Origin of the sequence: Nonomuraea rhodomycinica (genome assembly GCF_013363995.1) — a bacterium.
Classification (GTDB): Bacteria; Actinomycetota; Actinomycetes; order Streptosporangiales; family Streptosporangiaceae; genus Nonomuraea; species Nonomuraea rhodomycinica.
In genome coordinates this window covers 1,700,316-1,719,189 of the sequence record NZ_JABWGO010000001.1, presented here as the reverse complement: position 1 = coordinate 1,719,189, position 18,874 = coordinate 1,700,316, and the positions used below count along the sequence as shown (strand labels likewise).

General features: G+C 73.7%; 20 protein-coding genes. 10 read left to right on the top strand and 10 right to left on the bottom strand.

Translation table 11 applies throughout. From position 1 onward, the window contains the following. Positions 1-33: 33 nt before the first annotated feature. The 6 genes from lipB to HT134_RS07910 form a co-directional block, all read right to left on the bottom strand. A complete protein-coding gene (gene lipB / locus HT134_RS07935; RefSeq protein ID WP_175599498.1) occupies positions 34-729 on the bottom strand; it encodes a lipoyl(octanoyl) transferase LipB in 696 nt (231 codons plus the stop codon). A 38-nt stretch (positions 730-767) separates the two neighbouring features. After that, on the bottom strand, positions 768-1,505 hold the full coding sequence (locus HT134_RS07930; RefSeq protein WP_175599497.1) for a Type 1 glutamine amidotransferase-like domain-containing protein: 738 nt from the start codon (positions 1,503-1,505) through the stop codon (positions 768-770). 126 nt (positions 1,506-1,631) lie between these two features. Further along, positions 1,632-2,522 carry a TIGR01777 family oxidoreductase gene (locus HT134_RS07925; protein WP_175600215.1) on the bottom strand — a complete coding sequence of 297 codons (891 nt, stop codon included), beginning with the start codon at positions 2,520-2,522 and terminating at the stop codon, positions 1,632-1,634. Between the two features lie 353 nt (positions 2,523-2,875). Beyond that, positions 2,876-4,354: a 2-oxoglutarate dehydrogenase, E2 component, dihydrolipoamide succinyltransferase gene (sucB, locus tag HT134_RS07920; RefSeq protein WP_175599496.1), complete on the bottom strand. Its 1,479-nt coding sequence runs from the start codon at positions 4,352-4,354 to the stop codon at positions 2,876-2,878. Between the two features lie 34 nt (positions 4,355-4,388). After that, positions 4,389-5,753: a dihydrolipoyl dehydrogenase gene (gene lpdA, locus HT134_RS07915; protein WP_175599495.1), complete on the bottom strand. Its 1,365-nt coding sequence runs from the start codon at positions 5,751-5,753 to the stop codon at positions 4,389-4,391. A gap of 51 nt (positions 5,754-5,804) precedes the next feature. Continuing rightward, positions 5,805-7,286, bottom strand: a complete 1,482-nt coding sequence (locus tag HT134_RS07910) for a leucyl aminopeptidase (RefSeq protein WP_175599494.1) — start codon at positions 7,284-7,286, stop codon at positions 5,805-5,807. A gap of 96 nt (positions 7,287-7,382) precedes the next feature. On the opposite strand from HT134_RS07910, the gene HT134_RS07905 reads away from it, so the two are divergent. From HT134_RS07905 to HT134_RS07895, 3 genes are read left to right on the top strand one after another with little or no spacing between them, the layout of a single operon-like run. Next, entirely contained in the window at positions 7,383-7,730 is a 348-nt protein-coding gene (locus HT134_RS07905; protein WP_175599493.1) for a GntR family transcriptional regulator, read from the top strand. Beyond that, a complete protein-coding gene (locus HT134_RS07900; protein ID WP_175599492.1) occupies positions 7,727-8,725 on the top strand; it encodes an SdpI family protein in 999 nt (332 codons plus the stop codon). Before HT134_RS07905 ends, HT134_RS07900 begins: the two co-directional genes overlap by 4 nt. Beyond that, positions 8,722-9,750: a CPBP family intramembrane glutamic endopeptidase gene (locus tag HT134_RS07895; protein ID WP_175599491.1), complete on the top strand. Its 1,029-nt coding sequence runs from the start codon at positions 8,722-8,724 to the stop codon at positions 9,748-9,750. The genes HT134_RS07900 and HT134_RS07895 overlap by 4 nt, the downstream gene beginning before the upstream one ends. A gap of 78 nt (positions 9,751-9,828) precedes the next feature. Here HT134_RS07895 and HT134_RS07890 read toward each other — a convergent pair whose 3' ends face one another. Further along, positions 9,829-10,590 (bottom strand): adenosylcobinamide-GDP ribazoletransferase, encoded by a 762-nt coding sequence (locus HT134_RS07890; RefSeq protein ID WP_175599490.1) that lies wholly within the window; start codon positions 10,588-10,590, stop codon positions 9,829-9,831. A gap of 33 nt (positions 10,591-10,623) precedes the next feature. Here HT134_RS07890 and HT134_RS07885 point away from each other — a divergent pair, with 33 nt between their 5' ends. Then, a complete protein-coding gene (locus HT134_RS07885; protein WP_175599489.1) occupies positions 10,624-11,424 on the top strand; it encodes an ABC transporter ATP-binding protein in 801 nt (266 codons plus the stop codon). Positions 11,425-11,581: 157 nt separating this feature from the next. Here the strand turns inward: HT134_RS07885 and HT134_RS07880 are convergent, their stop codons facing one another. Further along, positions 11,582-12,601 (bottom strand): bifunctional adenosylcobinamide kinase/adenosylcobinamide-phosphate guanylyltransferase, encoded by a 1,020-nt coding sequence (locus HT134_RS07880; RefSeq protein ID WP_312888031.1) that lies wholly within the window; start codon positions 12,599-12,601, stop codon positions 11,582-11,584. Between the two features lie 301 nt (positions 12,602-12,902). Here HT134_RS07880 and HT134_RS07875 point away from each other — a divergent pair, with 301 nt between their 5' ends. Next, complete coding sequence (locus HT134_RS07875; protein WP_175588881.1) at positions 12,903-13,109, top strand: hypothetical protein; 207 nt, start codon at positions 12,903-12,905, stop codon at positions 13,107-13,109. A 262-nt stretch (positions 13,110-13,371) separates the two neighbouring features. On the opposite strand, the gene HT134_RS07870 is transcribed toward HT134_RS07875, so the two are convergent. After that, on the bottom strand, positions 13,372-14,370 hold the full coding sequence (locus HT134_RS07870; RefSeq protein ID WP_175599487.1) for an aldo/keto reductase family protein: 999 nt from the start codon (positions 14,368-14,370) through the stop codon (positions 13,372-13,374). 56 nt (positions 14,371-14,426) lie between these two features. On the opposite strand from HT134_RS07870, the gene HT134_RS07865 reads away from it, so the two are divergent. Beyond that, positions 14,427-15,416 carry an SMI1/KNR4 family protein gene (locus HT134_RS07865; protein WP_175599486.1) on the top strand — a complete coding sequence of 330 codons (990 nt, stop codon included), beginning with the start codon at positions 14,427-14,429 and terminating at the stop codon, positions 15,414-15,416. A gap of 92 nt (positions 15,417-15,508) precedes the next feature. Here the strand turns inward: HT134_RS07865 and HT134_RS07860 are convergent, their stop codons facing one another. Continuing rightward, positions 15,509-16,093, bottom strand: a complete 585-nt coding sequence (locus HT134_RS07860; protein WP_312888030.1) for a DUF3043 domain-containing protein — start codon at positions 16,091-16,093, stop codon at positions 15,509-15,511. Between the two features lie 153 nt (positions 16,094-16,246). Between HT134_RS07860 and HT134_RS07855 the strand changes: the two genes are divergently transcribed. The 4 genes from HT134_RS07855 to pspAB are packed head-to-tail and all read left to right on the top strand — an operon-like array spanning position 16,247 to position 18,809. Then, entirely contained in the window at positions 16,247-17,071 is an 825-nt protein-coding gene (locus tag HT134_RS07855) for a PspA/IM30 family protein (protein WP_217707236.1), read from the top strand. Beyond that, entirely contained in the window at positions 17,068-17,346 is a 279-nt protein-coding gene (gene pspAA, locus HT134_RS07850) for a PspA-associated protein PspAA (RefSeq protein ID WP_175599485.1), read from the top strand. Before HT134_RS07855 ends, pspAA begins: the two co-directional genes overlap by 4 nt. Before the next feature lie 3 nt (positions 17,347-17,349). Continuing rightward, positions 17,350-18,249: a zinc metalloprotease HtpX gene (gene htpX, locus HT134_RS07845; RefSeq protein WP_175599484.1), complete on the top strand. Its 900-nt coding sequence runs from the start codon at positions 17,350-17,352 to the stop codon at positions 18,247-18,249. A gap of 2 nt (positions 18,250-18,251) precedes the next feature. Continuing rightward, positions 18,252-18,809 (top strand): PspA-associated protein PspAB, encoded by a 558-nt coding sequence (gene pspAB / locus HT134_RS07840; protein WP_175599483.1) that lies wholly within the window; start codon positions 18,252-18,254, stop codon positions 18,807-18,809. Positions 18,810-18,874 lie beyond the last annotated feature (65 nt).

Below are 18,874 nucleotides of genomic sequence, written 5' to 3'. Positions count from 1 at the left end.
CCCCGGCGACCCCCTTTTCCCGCTCGCCGGGGGCTATCTCCGCAGAAGGTCCTCTTCGTGCAGGTCGAACGGCTGCATGCCCAGGGACTCCGCCAGCCGCTTCTCGGCGATCGGCAGGACCTCGTCCACCACGATCCGCCGCCCCGTCTCCGCCGACAGCGACGTGACCCCCACGCCGGGGACGCCGCACGGCACGATCCGGTCGAACCAGCGGGGGTCGTTGGCGCAGTTGAGCGCGAACCCGTGCATCGTGACGCCGCGCGTGACCCGGATGCCGACCGCGCCGATCTGCCGGTCCGGCAGTCCGAGCCCGGGATCGCCCGGCACCCACACGCCGGCCCGCCCGCTCGCGCGGCGGGCGATCACCCCGAAGTCGGCGCAGATCTGGATCATCGCCTCCTCGAGCCGGCAGATGTACGTCGTCACGTCGCTGACGGCCACGATCGGGTACGCGACGAGCTGGCCCGGGCCGTGCCAGGTGACGCGCCCGCCCCGGTCGACGTCCACGACGGGTGTGCCGTCGGCCGGGCGTTCGTGCGGCGCGGCGCGGCGGCCGGCGGTGTAGACGGGCGCGTGCTCCAGCAGGAGCACCGTGTCGGTCAGCTCGCCGGCGACCCGTTTGCCGTGCACCCGGCGCTGGAGCGCCCAAGCCTGCTCGAAGGGGACGTCGACACCGAGGCGGACGATGGCGAGTGCGAGGGGATCATCGACCCCGTGCCTGGGGCGCATGGGTCCATTGTGCCGTTCCGTCACCCTTGAAGGGTAATTCAGGAGGTCAGCAGGCGCGGCTCGATCCTGAACTCCTTCACGCCGCCGTCGCCGTCGTGCTCCACCCGGTAGGCGTAGCCGTCCGGCCGCGTGCTGACCGCCTGGATGAACTCGGTGCCCACGTAGTGCAGCCCCACGCCCTCGTCGGCGGCGTAGCCCGCGGGCAGCTCGCCGTCGGCCACCGAGCGCTGCAGCAGCGTGCGCCGCTGCGGGTCGGAGTCGTAGTGGACCCCGCACGAGTAGGGGAGCAGGCCCAGGCCGTCGGCCCACACCCGCAGCTCGGGACCGAAGGAGTCGGTGTTGCCGCCGACGTGCCAGCACAGCGCGCCCGCGCTCTGCCCGGACAGCACCACCCCGGCCCGCCACGCCTCCGCGAACGCCTCGTCCAGGCTGTGCAGGCGCCACAGCGCCATCAGGTTGGCCACGCTGCCGCCGCTGACGTAGATCACGTCCTGCTCCAGGATCCACGCGCGCGGGTCGGCGACGTTGGGCATCGGGAAGACGGTCAGGTGGCTGACCTCGACGTCCCACCCCGCGAACGCGCCGTACATCTTCAGCAGCCAGTCGGAGTCGTCGCCCGTCGCGGTGGCCAGCAGCCCGAGGCGTGGCCGGTCCTGGCCGGTCAGGTCCAGGGCGTAGCGCAGCAGGGGGCTCGCCTGCAGGAAGCCGTGACGCTCGGTGGGCACGAACGACCCACCGCCGATGGCAAGGATGTGCGACTGCCCTGACCTGCTCATGCCGGTGCCTCCCCGATCCGGTTCACGCGTTCGACGGCCCCTCGCCCGGCGGCTCCGGGCCCGGCCGCGCCGATCCTCCGGCGCCGGCCGCCCGCGCCGATCCGCTGGTGAGGGACGAACAGCACCTTAGAGTACGGCGCGCAGCGCCTCGTCGAGACGGGTATGGGCGAAGCGGTACCCGGTGTCCTCCAGCTTGCGGGGCACCAGCCGATGGCTGGGCAGCAGCGCCTCCTTCGCGAACTCGCCGAGCCCCAGGCTCAGCGCGAACGCCGGCACCGGCATCGGCACCGTGCCCTTGCGCAGCGCCTTGCCCAGCGTGCGGGTGAACTCCTCGTTGGTGACCGGCTCGGGCGAGCCCAGGTTGACCGGGCCCGACACCTCCGGACGGTCCAGCACGTGCAGCACCGCGCCCACCCAGTCCGGCTCGGAGATCCACGACCAGTACTGCCGGCCCGAGCCGAGCGGCGCCCCCAGCCCCGCCTTGAAGATCGGCAGCATCCGGCCGAGCGCGCCGCCGCGCCGGCTCAGCGCGATGCTGGTACGCAACTGCGCCGTCCGCATCCCGAGCGCCTCGGCCTGCCGGGCCTCCTTCTCCCACCGGCCGCACAGCTCCGCCAGGAACCCCTCGCCCTGGCCCGCGCTCTCGTCGATCGGCCGGTCGCCCGTGTCGCCGTAGAAGTCCACCCCGGACGCCGACAGCAGGGCCTCAGGAGGCCCTGACAGCTCTCCCAGGGCGCGTACGAGGGTCCGGGTGCCGAGGACGCGGCTGCGGATCAGCTCGCGCTTGTAGGCGGGGCTCCAGCGCCGGTCGCCGACGGGCGCCCCGGCCAGGTGGACCACCGCGGTGGCGTCCTGCAGGGCGGTGGGCTCCAGCACGCCTTCCACGGGGTCCCAGAACCTCTCGTCGGGCCCCCGGGGCGGGCGGCGCACCAGCGCGACCACCCGGTCCCCACGCCCGCGCAGCGCCTCCGCCAGCGCACTCCCCAGCAGCCCGGACGCCCCGGTCACGATGATCATCACCGGCCCAGCCTACGCCGCACCATCGCGAATCGCCCCCGGGCACGCCGACACCACACCGCCCCTTGCCGGCCCATGCCGGGCTTCCGAGCGCGGCCGTGTACCGGTCCGTGAGGGCGGTCGTCTTCCGGGGGTGTGGGAGGGCGGGTCGGCGGCGGGGGCCCTGTGGTCGCCCGGGATCGCGGGGGCGGCCGCCTTCTGGGGTGGGCGCTCCGCCATCATCCGGTCAGAGGCCGTCTCCCTGGAGGCCCTCGGCCCCGTGCGGCGGGTGGCGGCCGGCTCGGCTGTGCCGTGACCCCAGAAACAAGAAGCGGCCCGGACGGAGAGAATCCGTCCGGGCCACTGTCGGAAAATCAGGCGAGACCCAGCTGCGCCTCGAAACGCCCCTCCTCGAGACGGCGCTTGACCGTGGTGAGGAAGCGCGCCGCGTCGGCGCCGTCGACCAGGCGGTGGTCGTACGTCAGCGCCAGGTACACCATCGAGCGGACCGCGATGACCTCGCCCTCCGGCGTGTCGACGACCACGGGACGCTTGACGACGGCGCCGGTGCCCAGCATGCCGACCTGCGGCTGGTTGAGGATCGGCGTGTCGAACAGGGCGCCGCGGCTGCCGGTGTTGGTCAGCGTGAACGTGCCGCCGGTGATCTCGTCGGGCGTCACCTTGTTGGCGCGGGTGCGCTCGGCCAGGTCGGCCGTCTTGCGGGCCAGCCCGGCGAGGTTGAGGTCACCGGCGTTCTTGATGACCGCGGCGATCAGGCCGCGCTCGGTGTCGACCGCGATGCCCAGGTGCTCGACGTCGAAGTACGTGACCTCCATGGTCTCGTTGTTGATCGTCGCGTTGAGCTTCGGGTGCTGCTTGAGCGCCTCGATCGCGGCCATCTCGAAGAACGGCATGAACGACAGCTTGACGCCCTCGCGGCGCAGGAACTCCGCCTTGGCCTGGTCGCGCAGCCGCGCGATCTTCGTGACGTCGACCTCGACGACCGTGGTGAGCTGGGCCGCCGTCTGCAGCGACTCGACCAGCCGCTTGGACATGGTCTGCCGCAGGCGCGACATCTTCTCGGTGCGGCCGCGCAGCGTGGTGTCGACCTCGACCGGCTCGGGAGCCGCGCTGATCGGCGCCGCCGCCGGGGCCTGCGCCGCGGGCGCCGGAGCGGCGGCGGCCGGCTGGGCCGCGGCCGGGGCGGCCTGCTCGCGCTGCGCCTTGGCGGCCTCCAGCACGTCCTGCTTGCGGATGCGGCCGCCGACACCGGTGCCGGTGACCGACTCCAGGTCGACGCCGTGCTCGTTGGCGAGCTTGCGCACCAGCGGCGTCACGTAGGGGCTCTCGCCCCCGGACGGCGCGGCGGCCGGCTCGGCCGGGGCCTGCGCCTGCGGAGCCGGGGCCGGGGCGGGCGCCGGGGCCGGGGCCGGGGCCGGAGCCGGAGCCGGCGGAGCCTGCTGGGCCTGCGGAGCCGGAGCCGGGGCCGGCTGCGGCGGGGCCTGCTGGGCCGGCGCGGGCTGCGGGATCGACGAGGCCGGGGCGGGCTCCGGCTCCGGCTGCGCGGCGGGGGCCGGGGCCTCCTCCTGCGCGGGCGCGGCGCCGCCCGCCTGGCCGTTCTCGTCGATGATGGCCAGCTCGGCGCCGACCTCGACGGTCTCGTCCTCCGCAACGACGATCTTGGTGATGACACCCGCGGACGGCGACGGGATCTCGGTGTCGACCTTGTCGGTCGACACCTCGAGGAGCGGCTCGTCGGCCTCGACGCGCTCGCCCTCCTTCTTCAGCCAACGGGTGACCGTGCCCTCGGTGACGCTCTCGCCGAGCTGGGGCATCTGTACGGAGACCGGCATCGTTATCTTCTCTCGCGTTCTGATGAGGGCTGGACTAGTTGTGAACGTGCAGCGGCTTGCCGGCCAGTGCCAGCATCGCCTCACCCATGGCCTCGGACTGGGTCGGGTGTGCGTGGATGAGCTGGGCGACCTCTGCGGGCAGCGCCTCCCAGTTGTAGATCAGCTGACCCTCGGTCACGAGCTCGCCGATGCGGCGGCCCACCATGTGGACGCCGACGACGGGCCCGTCCTTCTGGGCGATGACCTTGACCGCTCCCGCGGTGCCGAGAATCTGGCTCTTCGGGTTGCCCGCGAGGTCGTAGACCTGCTCCACGATCTCCATGCCGCGCTCGGCGGCCTGCGCGGACGTGATGCCGACCGAGGCGACCTCGGGGTCGGAGTAGGTGATGCGGGGGACACCGGCGTAGTCGATGGGCGGCGGGTTGAGCCCGGCGATGTGCTCGGCGACCATGATGCCCTCGGCGAAGCCGGCGTGCGCCAGCTGCAGGGTGGGGATGAGGTCGCCGATCGCGTAGACGCCGGGGACCGAGGTGCGGCAGTGCTCGTCGACCACGACGGCCCCGCGCTCGATCGCGATGCCGGCCTCCTCGAAGCCCATGCCGGACGACACCGCGCCCCGGCCGACCGCGACGAGCAGCACCTCGGCGTCGAGCGTCTTGCCGTTGGCCAGGGTGACCACGACGCCCGTGTCGGTGGTCTTGGCGCTGTCGAAGAAGACGCCGAGCTCGTACTTGATGCCGCGGCGGCGGAAGGCCCGCTCCAGCAGCTTGGAGCTGGACTCCTCCTCGGTGGGCAGCAGGTGGGGCAGCGCCTCGACGATCGTCACCTCGGCGCCGAACGAGCGGTAGACGCTGGCCAGCTCGACGCCGATCACGCCGCCGCCCAGCACCACCACGGACGCGGGGACGTGGTCCATGGTCAGCACGTGCTCGCTGGTGATGATCCGCTCGCCGTCGATCTCCAGACCGGGCAGTGACTTGGGGGCGGAGCCGGTGGCGAGCACGACGCTGGCCCCCTCGTACACCTCGGAACCGACCTGGATCGCCCGCTCCCCGACGAGGCGGCCCTCGCCCTCGACGATCGTCACGCCCGCGGCCTTGAGCAGGCCCTGCACGCCCTTCCAGGCGCGGTTGACGATCTTGTCCTTGAACGCGTGGACGCCGGGGACGTCGATGCCGTCGAAGCGCGCCTTGACGCCGAACGTCTCGCTCTCGCGGGTCTCGTCGGCGACCTCGGCGGAGTGCAGCAGAGCCTTGGTGGGGATGCATCCCCGGTGGAGGCAGGTGCCGCCGATCTTGTCCTTCTCGATCAGGGCGACGGACTTGCCCAGCTCGGCAGCCCTCAGCGCGCAGGCATAGCCGCCGCTGCCGCCACCTAGGACGACGATGTCGTAGGCCACAGGAAGGCTCCTTGTCGGGGTGTTCGTGATGCCGTCATCTTTTCATTTGTTTCAGATGCTCGCGTGCCGCTCGGCGAGTCCGATCAGGGTGCGGGTGATGGCGCCCGTGCCGCCCTTGGGGACGTAGCCGTACGGCTCGCCCTTGTTGAAGGCGGGGCCGGCCATGTCGATGTGCGCCCAGCGCACGCCGTCGGGCACGAACTCCTTGAGGAAGATGGCCGCGGTCAGCATGCCGCCCCAGCGCTCGGGGTGGAGGTTGGCGAGGTCGGCGATCGGCGAGTCGAGGCCCTTGCGCAGCTCCTCGGGCAGCGGCATGCCCCACGCGCCCTCGCCGGCGGCCGTCGCGGCCTCGACGACGAGCTCCCTGACGGCGTCGTCGTTGGCCATGACGCCGGCGGTGCGCCAGCCCAGCGCGACGATCTGCGCGCCGGTGAGGGTGGCCACGTCGACGATCAGGTCGGGGGAGTCCTCGGCGGCGCGGGCGATGCCGTCCATGAGCACCAGGCGGCCCTCGGCGTCGGTGTCGAGCACCTCGACGGTCTTGCCGCTGTAGCTGTGGATGACGTCGGAGGGGCGCTGCGCGGTGCCGCTCGGGAGGTTCTCGGCCAGGCAGAGGTAGCCGACGGCGTTGACGGGGACGCCCAGGCGGGCGATGCCGAGCAGGGCGCCGAAGACGGCGGCCGCGCCTCCCATGTCGGACTTCATCCAGTCCATCGACGCGGACGGCTTGAGCGACAGGCCGCCGGAGTCGAAGGTGATGCCCTTGCCGACGAAGGCCAGCGTCTTGGCGGCCTCGGGGTGGGTGTAGGACAGGCGGACGAGCCGGGGCGGGTTGGCCGAGCCCTGGCCGACGCCGATGAGGCCGCCGTAGCCGCCGTCCTTGAGCTGCTTCTCGTCGAGCACCTCGACCGACAGGCCGGCCTCGGCGGCGGCCTGCTCGGCGATCTCGGCGAACTTGGCCGGCCACAGGTCGGAGGGCGGGGTGTTGACCAGGTCGCGTACCAGCGACACCGACTCGGCGAGCGCGGTGGCCCGCCCGGCGATCCCGGCGGCCTCCTCGCCGCCGAGCGGGGACAGCACCTCCAGCTCGGCCACGGGCTCCTTGGCGTCGCCGCCGGTGCGGTAGCGGCTGAAGCCGTACGCGCCGAGCAGGGCGCCCAGGGCGACGGCCTCGGCGTCGGCGGCGGACTCGGCGGGCAGCGCGATCGCGGCGCGGGCGGTGCCAGCGAGGGAGCGGGCGGCGGCGCCGGCGGCGCGGCGCAGGGTCTCTGCGTCGCTCTTGTCGCCCAGACCCACCGCGACCAGCAGCGGGGCGGTGATGGCGCCGAAGGTGGGCACCTTGGCGACCTCGCCCGGCTTGCCGGCGAACCCGGCGGCGGTGAGGGAGGCGGCGAGCTTGCCCCCGAAGGCGGCGTCGAGCGCCTCTGCGCCCGTGACGGGGAGGGGGGCCTCGGGGCCGGACCGGAACCCGACGATCAGCGCGTCGGTGTCGAAAGAGACTGGATCTGCTGAGTTCAGCCGCACAGTGGTCACGTAAACCGACTCTATCGAGGGTTCCGAGGTAGTCACAAACAGGGGTTCATCCTACCAATGACCGGTTGAAGGAATGGTGCTAGTGTTATTGGCACCATGTTGCTCACGCTCGATCTCAACGACACACGTCCCCTGCACGAACAGGTGGCGGCGGCCGTCCGCCGGGCCATCGGCGAGGGCTCGTACGCGGCCGGCGACCGGCTGCCGCCGGCCCGCGAGCTGGCACAGGCGCTCGGCATCAACACCAACACGGTGCTGCGCGCCCTGCGCGACCTGCGCGACGAGGGGCTGCTGGAGTTCCGGCGGGGGCGGGGCGTCAGCGTCGCCGGCGCCGCGGAAGGCCGCGCCCTGCTCGTGCAGCGGGCCCGCGAGCTGCTGGAGGACGCCCAGAGGCACGGCTACCGCCGAGAGGACCTCATCACCATCCTGAAGGAGCTGCCATGAACCCCGGCACGAACACCCCGGCCCTCACACCCCCCTCGCGCCGGACCGCCGCGCTGTGGGGCCTCACGGTCTCGGTCGCCCTCGCCGCGGGACCGCTCCTCCTGCGCCACCGGCTGCCCGACCCGATCGCCGTCCACTGGGACCTCGGCCTGGGCCCTGACCGGTCGATGCCGCTGGCGGCGTCCGCGACGATGGACGTGGCGCTCTGGGCCGCCGTCTGGGTGACGCTCCTCGTGATGGTCCCGGCCGTGTCGGGGCGCCGCGGCGCCCGCGCCGGGTGGTGGGGCGCCCTGGTGGGCTCCTCGGCGCTGTTCCTCGGCATGGGCGCCACCACCCTGCTGGCGAACCTGGACGCCCCCTCCTGGACCGAGGCGCGTCTGCCCGCCTGGCAGGCGGCCGCGGTGCTCGCCGCGGCCGTGGCGGCGGCGGTGTCGGCCGCCCGCCTGCGCCGCGGCGGTCCGGACGGGCCCGGCGACGCGGCCTGCGCGCCTCCGGAGCTGCTGCTGCGGCCGGGGCAGCGCGCCGTGTGGGTCGGCCGCGCCGGCAACCGGTGGCTGTCCGCGGTGACCGCCGCGGCGGGGACGGGGCTGGGCCTGCTCGGCCTGCTGTGGGCGCTCGGGCTGGTCGGGGACGGCACCGCGGCCGAGGTGCTGCCGGGGCTGGTGATCGTGCTGGCCGCCGGCCTGTTCACCTCGTCGCTCACGGCCCGGGTCACCGAGGAGGGGCTCGCGATCGGGTTCGGGCCGTTCGGCTGGCCGGTGCGCAGGATCCGCCTGGACCGCGTCCAGCGGGCGTGGGCCGAGACGCGCAGCCCCGTCGAGGTCGGCGGGTGGGGCTTCCGCGGCCTGCCGGGCGACGCCACCATCATGCTGCGGGGCGGGGAGTGCCTCGTGGTCGGCTACCGCTCGGGCGGGCGCCTCGCGATCAGCGTCGACGACGCCGAGCGCGCCGCGTCCCTGATCAACGCCCTGCTCGCGGAGCGGGTGGGCGCATGAGGCCCCTGCCGGTGTTCCTGGTCGTGGCGTTCGGGCTGGCCTGGGTGGCGGCGCTGCCCCTGTGGCTGGCGGGCGGCCTCACCTCGCCCATGACGCAGGTGTGGGGGATGGTGATGATGTTCACGCCCAGCGTGGGCGTGCTGGCGGTGTGGCTGCTGACGGGCCGCGCCGCGGGCTCCGGCACGGACGCGGGTGCGCGGGTCGGTACGGGCTCGGCCGCGGGCTCCGGTGCGGACGCGGGCGCGGGGGCGGCGCCGGGACGGCCGCCGTTCCGCCGGTTCGCCCGGGAGACCGGGCTGACGCTGGGGGAGCGGCCCGGCCGCACCCTCCTGCTGGTGCTGCTCGTCTGGTTCGGCGTGCCCCTGCTGGTCGCGGCGTCGATCGCGCTGAGCGCCGCCTTCGGGCTGGTCTCGCTGGACCTGACCCGGTTCAGCCTGTTCCAGCAGGGGCTGCGGGCGCAGGGCGCGCAGGTGCCGGGCGGGCTGTCCACGGTCGTGGTCGTCCAGATCCTGATCGCGACGCTGGCCGGCCCGCTGCTCAACGCGGTCCCGTCGCTGGGCGAGGAGTGGGGCTGGCGCGGCTGGCTGGCGCCCCGGCTCGTGGCCGCGCACGGCACGGTCGCCGGGCTGGCGCTGTCCGGTGTCGTCTGGGGGCTCTGGCACGCCCCGCTCACGCTGCTCGGCTACAACTACGCCCGCCTCGGCCCCTGGGCAGCCCTGTACTTCGTGGGGTTCTGCGTGCTGGCCGGGGTGGTGTTCGGGTGGCTGCGGCTGCGCTCGGGCAGCGTGTGGCCCGCCGTGGCGGCCCACGGCTCGGTGAACGCGGTGACGGGCGTCGTCCTGCTACTCGGCGACGCGGACGCGCCGCCCGACCCGGTCGTGGCCGGGTTCACGGGGCTGGCCGGGTGGGCGGTGCTGGCCGTGACGGCGGTGGTGCTGCTCCGCTTCTTCCCGGTACGGGCGCCGCGGCCCCCGTACTTCCCCGTGCCTCAGCCGGATCCCGCCGGGACCCCCTCCGCGGGCTGACACCGGCGCTCCTCGCAGCCCGCCATGACGCGTGCCTCCCTCGGCCGCCATGGCGCACGGCACCGGGCCCGGCGCGGCTCAGCCGCTCACGGCCCAGACCACCAGGGCGGCGGTGGTCGCCGTCTCCACCAGCGCGCCGAGGACGTCCCCGGTGACGCCGCCGAGCCGCCGCCTGGCCCGGCGCAGGAGCAGCAGCGCCGCCCCGAGCCCCGCCGCCATGGCCACGGGCGCGACGACGAGCGCGGGCGTGGCGACGACCAGCGCCGCCGCGGTCACCAGCCAGGCGGTCGCCGGCCGTACCGTGCCGGCGACCGTCGCCCCGAGCCCGCCGGGCCGCGCGGCGGGCACCCCGGACCGGCAGGCCCACACGAGCGCGAGCCGCCCCGTCACGCAGGCGGTCACCAGCGCGTACGGCCCGGCCGCGGCCAGCGCGGCGATCTGGACGAGCAACGTGATGACCAACGTCATCACCCCGAACGGCCCGATGTCCGACTTTTTCATGATGTCGAGCGCCTGATCGGCGGGCTTGCCGCTGCCGAGCCCGTCGGCCAGGTCCGCCAGCCCGTCCAGGTGCAGCCCGCGCGTCAGCACGGCCAGCGCCCCCACGGCCAGCGCGGCCCCCAGCAGCGGCGGCCCCGGCAGCAGGAGCGGCAGGCACGCCACCAGCCCCAGCACCAGCCCGACCACCGGCGCCAGGCCCATGGCCGCGCCCGCGGTACGCCGATCCACCCGGCCGACGCGTACCGGGAAGATCGTCAGCAGGCCCACGGCCAGCCGCAGCCCGTCCGTCCGGCCCGCACCGGCCGGGGACGAGCCGGGAGATCCCCCGCGAAGCCGCATAACGGTCGATGGTACGGCCGTTAGGGTGAGCGGATGCACGTGGTTCAACTCGAAGGCGTAGCGGTCCGGGTCGTCGGCAAGACGCTGCTGAGCGGCGTCGACTGGCGGGTGGAGTACGGCGAGCACTGGGCGATCCTCGGCCCCAACGGGGCGGGGAAGACGACACTGCTGTCGCTGGCCGCCGCCGTGCGGCATCCGACCGAGGGCGTGGTGAGCGTGCTCGGCCACCGCCTCGGCCGGGTCGATCTGCGCTCCCTGCGCCGCCACATCGGCCTGGTCGCGGCCAGCCAGCGCCTCGTCGACGAGGATCTCCTGGAGGAGGAGGGGGCGACCGCGCTCACCGTGGTGCTCACCGGCCACACCGGGACGAGCGCCCCGCTGTGGGACAAGTACGGCGACGCCGAGCGCGACCGCGCGCTGCGCCTGCTGGCCGACCTCGGCTGCAAGGACCTGGCCGACCGGCCGTTCCGGGTGTGCTCCCAGGGCGAGCGGGCCCGCGTCCGGGTGGCCAGGTCGCTCATGTCCGACCCGGCGGTGCTGCTGCTGGACGAGCCGTTCGCCGGACTCGACCTGCCCGCCCGCGAGGACCTGATCACGGCCGTCGAGGACCTGGCGGCCACGCGGCCGGTGCTCACCACGATCACGGTGACGCACCACCTGGAGGAGATCCCCGCGACCACCACGCACGCCATGCTCATGCGCGACGCCCGCCTCCTGGCGGCGGGACCGGTCTCCGAGGTGCTCACGCCCGGTCATCTGTCCGAGTGCTTCGGCCGCGCCCTCCACGTCGACCGCCTCGACGGCCGCTGGTACGCCCGCGCCATCCGCCCCTGACCATCACCGGTACCTGACCCCACCCGCTGAACCCGGCCGCCCGCCCTGTCGCCCCGCAGGGGTCAGCCCTCGTCTGACCGCGTGCGCCCTCCGAGGCGCGCCCGGCACCGCTCGCTCCGCTGCGAGTGAGAACCGTCTGCGGGAGGCAGCGGGAACGTCAGGGCAGTGCCAGGACGCGGCCGGCCACCACGAGGGCGACGTCCTCCGACTCGGCCGCCAGGCGCTCGTTGAGGCGGCCCAGGGCGTCCCTGAAGGCCCGCCCGCTCGGCGTGGCCGGCACCACGCCCATGCCCACCTCGTCCGACACCGCCACGATCCGCCGCCCCGCGCCGCGCCAGGCGGCCACGAGCTCGTCGCACCGCCGCCACACCGCAGCCCGGTCGCCCTCCCAGGCGCCGTGTTCGTCGAACACCGCCGCCAGCCACGTGCCGAGCCCGTCCACCAGCAGCGACGTGGCGGCGTCCCGGACGACCCGGGCGAGGTCGGTCGTCTCCAGCGTCGCCCAGTGCGCGGGCCTGCGCTCCCGGTGCGCGCGGATCCGGGCCGCCCACTCGGCGTCCCCCTCGCCGCCGGGTCCCGTGGCGACATAGGTGACGTACGGCTCGCCGGCCAGCCGGGTCTCCGCCTCGGCCGACTTCCCCGAACGCGACCCGCCCAGCACCAGCTCCCTCCAGGGCCCTTCCCCGGGCGGCCGCCCGGCGAGGAGGAGCGCCTCGGCGGAGGTCGTGTCGAGGGTCGTGCCGTCCGGTACGGCGTGCGCACCCCACAGGGACAGCCGCCGGGCCAGCTCCTCCTCCGACCGCGCCCGATGGTCGAGACCGACCGCCACCACGAGGGTGTCCCGGTCGGCGACCCCGTCACGCCGCAGCAGGCCGAGCCGTTCTGGCCGGTCGAGCAGGTCGATGAGGAGCAGGTCGCAGCGCCCTTCCACGCCGTCCGGGTACGGGCCGGGCGGGACGTACAGGACGCGCGTGCCGTCGGGGCCCTCCAGCCCGTGGCCGCCCGCGAAGGCGCGGTACCCGGGCGGCGGGGCGAGGAACGGCAGCCGCGCGACGCCGTCCACCACCATCTCGAACGGCCGGCGCCGTCCGGCGGGCAGGCGGCGGCAGGAGGCGCACCGGCAGCCCGGCTCCGGCCAGCCCGAGCCTCCCGCCGTACCAGGGAGAAAGACCTTCACCGCGCCGAGCGTACGCGCCCGGCACCCTTCACCGCGCCGAGCGAGCGCGCTCGGCACATCGAGGACGCCCCCGCCTGCGCCCCGCCGGCGTGACCTGGTCCCTGGGGCGCGTGCCATGCCGCCTCCTCGGCCGCCGTCTCACGGGACGGCGTTCGCGTGTCGGCGCCTGGAACGCCCGAGCCGCGAGCGCGGGGGTGTGAGGGTGGTGTGTGCGGCGTGAGGCCCCGTGACGGGGCGCGGGAGTAGGGTGCCAGTGCCGCCGGAGGGTGCGCCGGCGAACCCGCGGAAAAGGAGCGTATGCATGACATGGCGGTGGCGTTACGAGAACGCGCATGGCGGTGAGGTGACAGACCGCCCGTTGCCGCGAGAGGTTTTCCCCAGCCAGGCCGACGCGGAGTCCTGGCTCGGCGAGAACTGGCGTGACCTGCTTGAATCCGGTGTCGAGCAGGTCGCCCTGCTCGACGAGGACCGTGTCGAGTACCAGGGCCTGTCGTTGCGCGCCGAGTGACGGCCGGCATCTCCGTGACGGAACGACGGAACGACGGAACGACGCGATGACGAAGTGACGCGATGACGGATGACGGACGGCGGACGACCGGTCGGTCCCGGGCCTCCTGACCGGCCACGGAAGCCCTGCTGACGAGCGAGACCCCTTGAGCCGCGGCCACGGGCTCAAGGGGTCTCCTCCTGCGAGGACCGCGAGCACAGCGCTGGCCTCGGGGCAGCGGGGACCGGGCCCTCTCCTGCGCGAGAGGACCCCGGCCCGCCGGTCAGGGGCGCTTGGCGGGGCTGACGGTCTTGCCCGGGTCGCGCTCCACCACGGAGCCGAGGACGTCGTCGATCCGCTTGAGCACCTCGGCGTCGAGCTTGACGCCCGCCGCCTTGACGTTGTCGCGCACCTGCTCGGGCCGGGAGGCGCCGATGATCGCGCTGGACACGTTCGGGTTCTGCAGCACCCACGCGACGGCGAGCTGCGCCATGCTGAGCCCGAGGTCGGCGGCGATCGGCTTGAGCTCCTGGACGCGGGAGAGCACGTCGTCGTTCATGAACCGGGCGATCATGCCGCTGCCGCTCGGGTCGGTGGCGCGGGAGCCCTCCGGCGGCTGCTGCCCGGGCAGGTACTTGCCGGTGAGCACGCCCTGCGCGATCGGCGACCAGACGATCTGGCCGATGCCCTCGCGCTCGCACAGCGGCACGACCTCGCCCTCGATGACCCGCCACAGCATGGAGTACTGCGGCTGGTTGGACACGATCCGGTCGAAGCCCATCTCGTCGGCGATCTTCAGCGCCTGGGCGATCTGCTCGGCGTTCCACTCGCTGACGCCGACGTAGAGGACCTTGCCCTGCCGTACGAGGTCGTCGAACGTCTTCAGGGTCTCCTCGAGCGGCGTCTCGTGGTCGAAGCGGTGCGCCTGGTAGAGGTCGACGTAGTCGGTCTGCAGGCGGCGCAGGGACCCGTGGATCGACTCGGTGATGTGCTTGCGGGACAGGCCCCGGTCGTTCTGGCCCGGTCCGGTGGGCCAGTACACCTTGGTGAAGATCTCCAGCGACTCGCGGCGCACGCCCTTCAGCGCCCGGCCGAGGACCTCCTCGGCCTTGGTGCCGGCGTACACGTCGGCGGTGTCGAACGTGGTGACCCCCTCGTCGAGGGCGGCCTGCACGCACTGCTTGGCGGCCTCTTCCTCGACCTGGGAGCCATGGGTGAGCCAGTTGCCGTAGCTGATCTCGCTGACCTTGAGACCGCTGCGGCCGAGGTGACGGAATTCCATGCCTCCGACCCTAGGCGGTCACGTGATGTGACCTGATTCGGGATAGGGTGCGCGACGTGCTGAAGCTCGTACGGACGGCGCTGACCGCGGCGATCCTGACCGCGATCGCCGTCCGGCTGCGCCGCCGGTCGCGCCAGGAACACCCTGGTCAGGCGCCTGGCCACACCGGGGCGGCGCCGGCCGGGAGCGGGCGGCCCCGGCGTTCCGGGGGGATCACGCCGCTCCTGCTCACCAGCGGGGCGGTCGTGGCGGTCGTGCTGCTGGTGGCCGCCGCGTTCCTGACGCCCGCCGCCCCACCGGCGCCCACGCCGTCGCCGATGCCCACGCCCTCGATGCTGGCCGCCTCCTCACCGGCGGACACGCCGTCACCGGCCGGCACGTCACCCCTGGCCACCGCGCCGCCCACGACACCGGTCGGCGCGTCCCCGAGCCCGAGCCCCGAGCTCCTGGCGCCCTCGGACCTGGTCTGCCGTCCTGCCGCGCGTCCGGCGCTGGTACGGCCGGTCGATCCCCGCGTACGGCGGGCCGTCACCCACCAGTGGCGGCGCATCGAACGGTGGCTCAAGCGGAACGCGCCGCGGACGTACGCCACGCTCGGCGCCCCGGCCGGGCCCAGGCGGATCGCGCTCGCCGAGGCGCGCATGGGCGTGGAGTTCCCCGACGCCCTGCGCGCCTCCCTGCTGCGCCACGACGGGGCGGCACACTTCGGGCTGCTCGGCGAGCGGCTGTTCGGCGTCCGGGAGATCCGCGCCCTGTGGCGGGAGTACTGCCGCGACGGCGGCGGGATCGTGCCGGGAGAGGACTGGGACGACCGGCTCATCCCGGTCGGGGGCCAGGTGGAGGGTGTGCTGCTCGTCTCCGGCGAGGACGCCGGATCCGTCGTCGAGGTCGGCGACGAGTACCGCTCGACCCGGCCCGGCGGCCTGCGGGTCAGGTCGTATTACGGGCTGCTGAGGGCCACGGCCGACGGCCTGGAGCGGGGCCGGGTGGGGCAGTGGCGGCCACGCGTCGCCGACGGGGTGCTCACCTGGAGCATCCGCGCCTGAGGCCGCCGTTCGCGGCCTGCTACCTGGCGCGACCGGCTCACTGCCTCCTGGGCGCGACCGGCTCCGCTACTTCCTGGGGGCGACCGGCTCCGCTACTTCCTGGGGGCGACCGGCTTGCCGCCCGGCGCCACCGTGGGCGGCGGGAAGCGCAGCTTGCGGATCTGCAGGGCGCGCATCGCCGCGTAGAAGCCGACGCCGCGCATGCTCTCGTTCGGCAGCTTCTCCGCGCCCAGCTTCTTGACCTTCCAGGCCACGTAGAGCGAGGTGGCCACGACGCCGATCATCATGATCGGCCAGCCGATCGTGATGACGTAGCCGAGGATCAGGCCGCGCACCTGGATCGGCCACGGGATCCACGTCGCCAGCAGGATCAGCAGCGAGAACGGCAGGAAGTACTGGCTGGGCAGCCGTCGCGAGTCGACCCAGTCGCGGGCGAACTTGCGGGCCGGGCCCTTGTCGCGCGCCGGGAGGTAGCGTTCGTCTCCCGCGAGCATGCCCTTGCGGGCCCGATCGCGCTCCGCGGCCTGCTTGGCCCGCATCTGCCGGTAGGCCTCCTTGCGGTCCTTCGGAGCGCTGACCGGCTGGCGCCGCCTGCCTTCGGCGTCTCGGCGCTTGGGTGTGGGACGACCCTTGCCCTGAGGCTTAGGATCGTCAGCGGGGACGGGAGTGTCGTCCACGGAGGTTTGGGAACGGCGTCGCAACACGACGTCAACCCTACCTGGACTGCAACTTAGTGACGCCCTCGTGCGTTATGCGTAGGGTAATCCCAGGGCGGCTGCGCTGCACTGGGTGACCACCAGCACGACCTAAGAAGGGGACGGCCGACGCGCATGAGCGTGATGAAGAGACTTTCGATGATCTTCAAGTCCAAGGCCAACAAGGCCCTGGACAAGATGGAGGATCCACGCGAGACCCTCGACTACTCCTACCAGCGGCAGCTGGAGCTGCTGCAGAAGGTGCGCAGGGGCGTGGCCGACGTCGCCACCTCCCGCAAGCGGGTCGAGCTGCAGATCAACGGCCTGGAGCAGCAGGCCAGGCGTTATGAGGAGCAGGGCCGCAAGGCGCTGTCCGTCGGCCGCGAGGACCTCGCCCGCACCGCGCTGGAGCGCCGGGCCGGCCTGCAGACCCAGATGGCCGACCTGAAGGTGCAGCACGACAACCTGCAGGCCGAGGAGGAGAAGCTCACGCTGGCCTCCCAGCGGCTGCAGGCCAAGGTCGACTCCTTCCGCACGAAGAAGGAGACCATCAAGGCGACCTACACCGCCGCCGAGGCGCAGACGCGCATCAACGAGGCGTTCTCCGGCATCTCCGAGGAGATGGGCGACGTCGGCCTGGCGATCCAGCGGGCCGAGGACAAGACGGCCCAGATGCAGGCCCGCGCCGGCGCCATCGACGAGCTGCTGGCCAGCGGCGCGCTCGACGACTTCAGCGGCACCCGCGGCGACGACATCCAGGCCGAGCTCGACCGCATGGGCGGCGGCATGGACGTCGAGCTGGAGCTCGCCCGCATGAAGGCCGAGCTCGGCCAGGGCCCCGCGCCGCAGAGCGCGATCGAGCAGGGCGGCCCGCAGCAGCAGGCGCAGCCCCACCCGCAGCAGCAGGCCCAGCCCCAGCAGCACACGCAGCAGTTCCGTCAGCCGGGGGAGGGCGCATGATCGTCAGGATCATGGGCGAGGGCCAGGTCGAGATCTCGTCCGACGACATCGCCGTGCTGAACGAGCTGGACGGCGAGCTGGAGTCGGCGATCGAGTCCGGCGACGAGGCCGCCTTCCGCGTCAAGCTCCACGCGCTCCTCGACAAGGTGCGCCACGTGGGCAAGGCGCTGCCCGACGACAGCCTTGAGCCGTCAGAGCTGATCCTTCCCCCCGCGGACGCCTCGATCGAGGAGGTCCGGGAGATGCTGGGCGACCAGGGCCTCATCCCGGGCTGAGCCGTGCGCACGCGGTTCGCGCCCGACCGCGGCCTGACCAGTCGCATGGTCATGACGATGTTCCTGCTCGGGCTGCTGTACGTCGTGTTCGTCGGCGCCCTCGTCGCCCTGGGGGTCCGGGCGCTGACGGTGCTGCTGATCGCCGGGGGCCTGCTGCTGGCGCAGTACTTCCTGTCCGACCGCATCGCCTTGTACGGGATGGGCGGGCGCGAGGTGTCGCCGCGGGAGGCTCCCGAACTGCACGGGCTGATCGACCGGTTGTGCGCCATGGCCGACATGCCCAAGCCGCGGGTGGCCATCGCCGACTCCGACGTCCCCAACGCGTTCGCCACCGGCCGCGACCAGAAACACGCCGTCGTCTGCGTGACGACGGGCATCCTGCGCCGCCTGGACGCGCGGGAGCTCGAGGGAGTGCTGGCCCACGAGCTCTCGCACGTCGCCCACCGCGACGTGGCCGTCATGACGATCGCCTCGTTCCTCGGCCTCGTCGCGGGTCTCATGACCCGCTTCGCCCTCTACAGCGGGCTGGGCTCGCGCCGCTCCGACGGGCAGGGCGGCCTGCCGATCGGGCTGATCGTCATGCTGGTGTCGATCATCGTGTACGCGGTGAGCTTCCTGCTCACCCGGGCCCTGTCGCGCTACCGCGAGCTGTCCGCGGACCGGGCCGGAGCCCTGCTCACGCAGCGGCCGTCGGAGCTGGCCAGCGCACTCGTCAAGATCAGCGGCGACATGGCCCGGATCCCGACCCGCGACCTGCGCGAGGCCGCGCCGTTCAACGCCTTCTACTTCGCCCCGGCCGCGGCGCCCGGCGCGACGCTGGCGAACCTGTTCTCCACGCACCCGCCGCTCGAACGCCGCCTCCGGCAGCTCTCGGAGATCTCCGCCCAGCTCGGGAGGGGATGAGCGTGGGCTGGCTGGACGCGCTGCTCGGCCGTTCGAAACCGGTGAGGCCGAACCTCGACGCGCTGTTCGCGCTGCCGTCCGCCCTGGTGACCCTGGAGGCGGCCACCGGCCTCAAGGCGACCGGGACGGGCTCGGTCGCCTTCCGCGCGGCCGAGGGCGGCGCCTTCGCGGAGGCCGAACGCGACGCCAAGGCGCTGCTCGGCGACCGCGTCGAGGAGTCCGACGACGGCTACGGCTACACGTGGCTGCTGGTGCGGCGCCCGCCGGAGGCGGTGGGCGACCTGGTGACGGAGCTGCACGCGGTCAACTCGACGCTGGAGGGCGCCGGGTTCGGCCCGTCGCTGCTGTGCTCCATCGTGTCGCTCGCCGGGGAGGACGGGCGGCGGCTGTCGATCGTGTACCTGTACAAGCGGGGCGCGTTCTACCCGTTCGCGCCCCTGCCGGATCAGCGGCGCGACAACGCGCTCGAACTCCAGGCGCGCGGCGTGCTCGCGGCCGAGCTCCCGCTGGAGCCGGACCTCAGCCGCTGGTTCCCGGTCTGGGGCGCCCCCGGCCTCTGAGCCGCCGCGCCCGGTCTCTGAGCCGCGCCCGGCCCTGCGGACCCGTGCTCGCGCCGGGGGCGGTT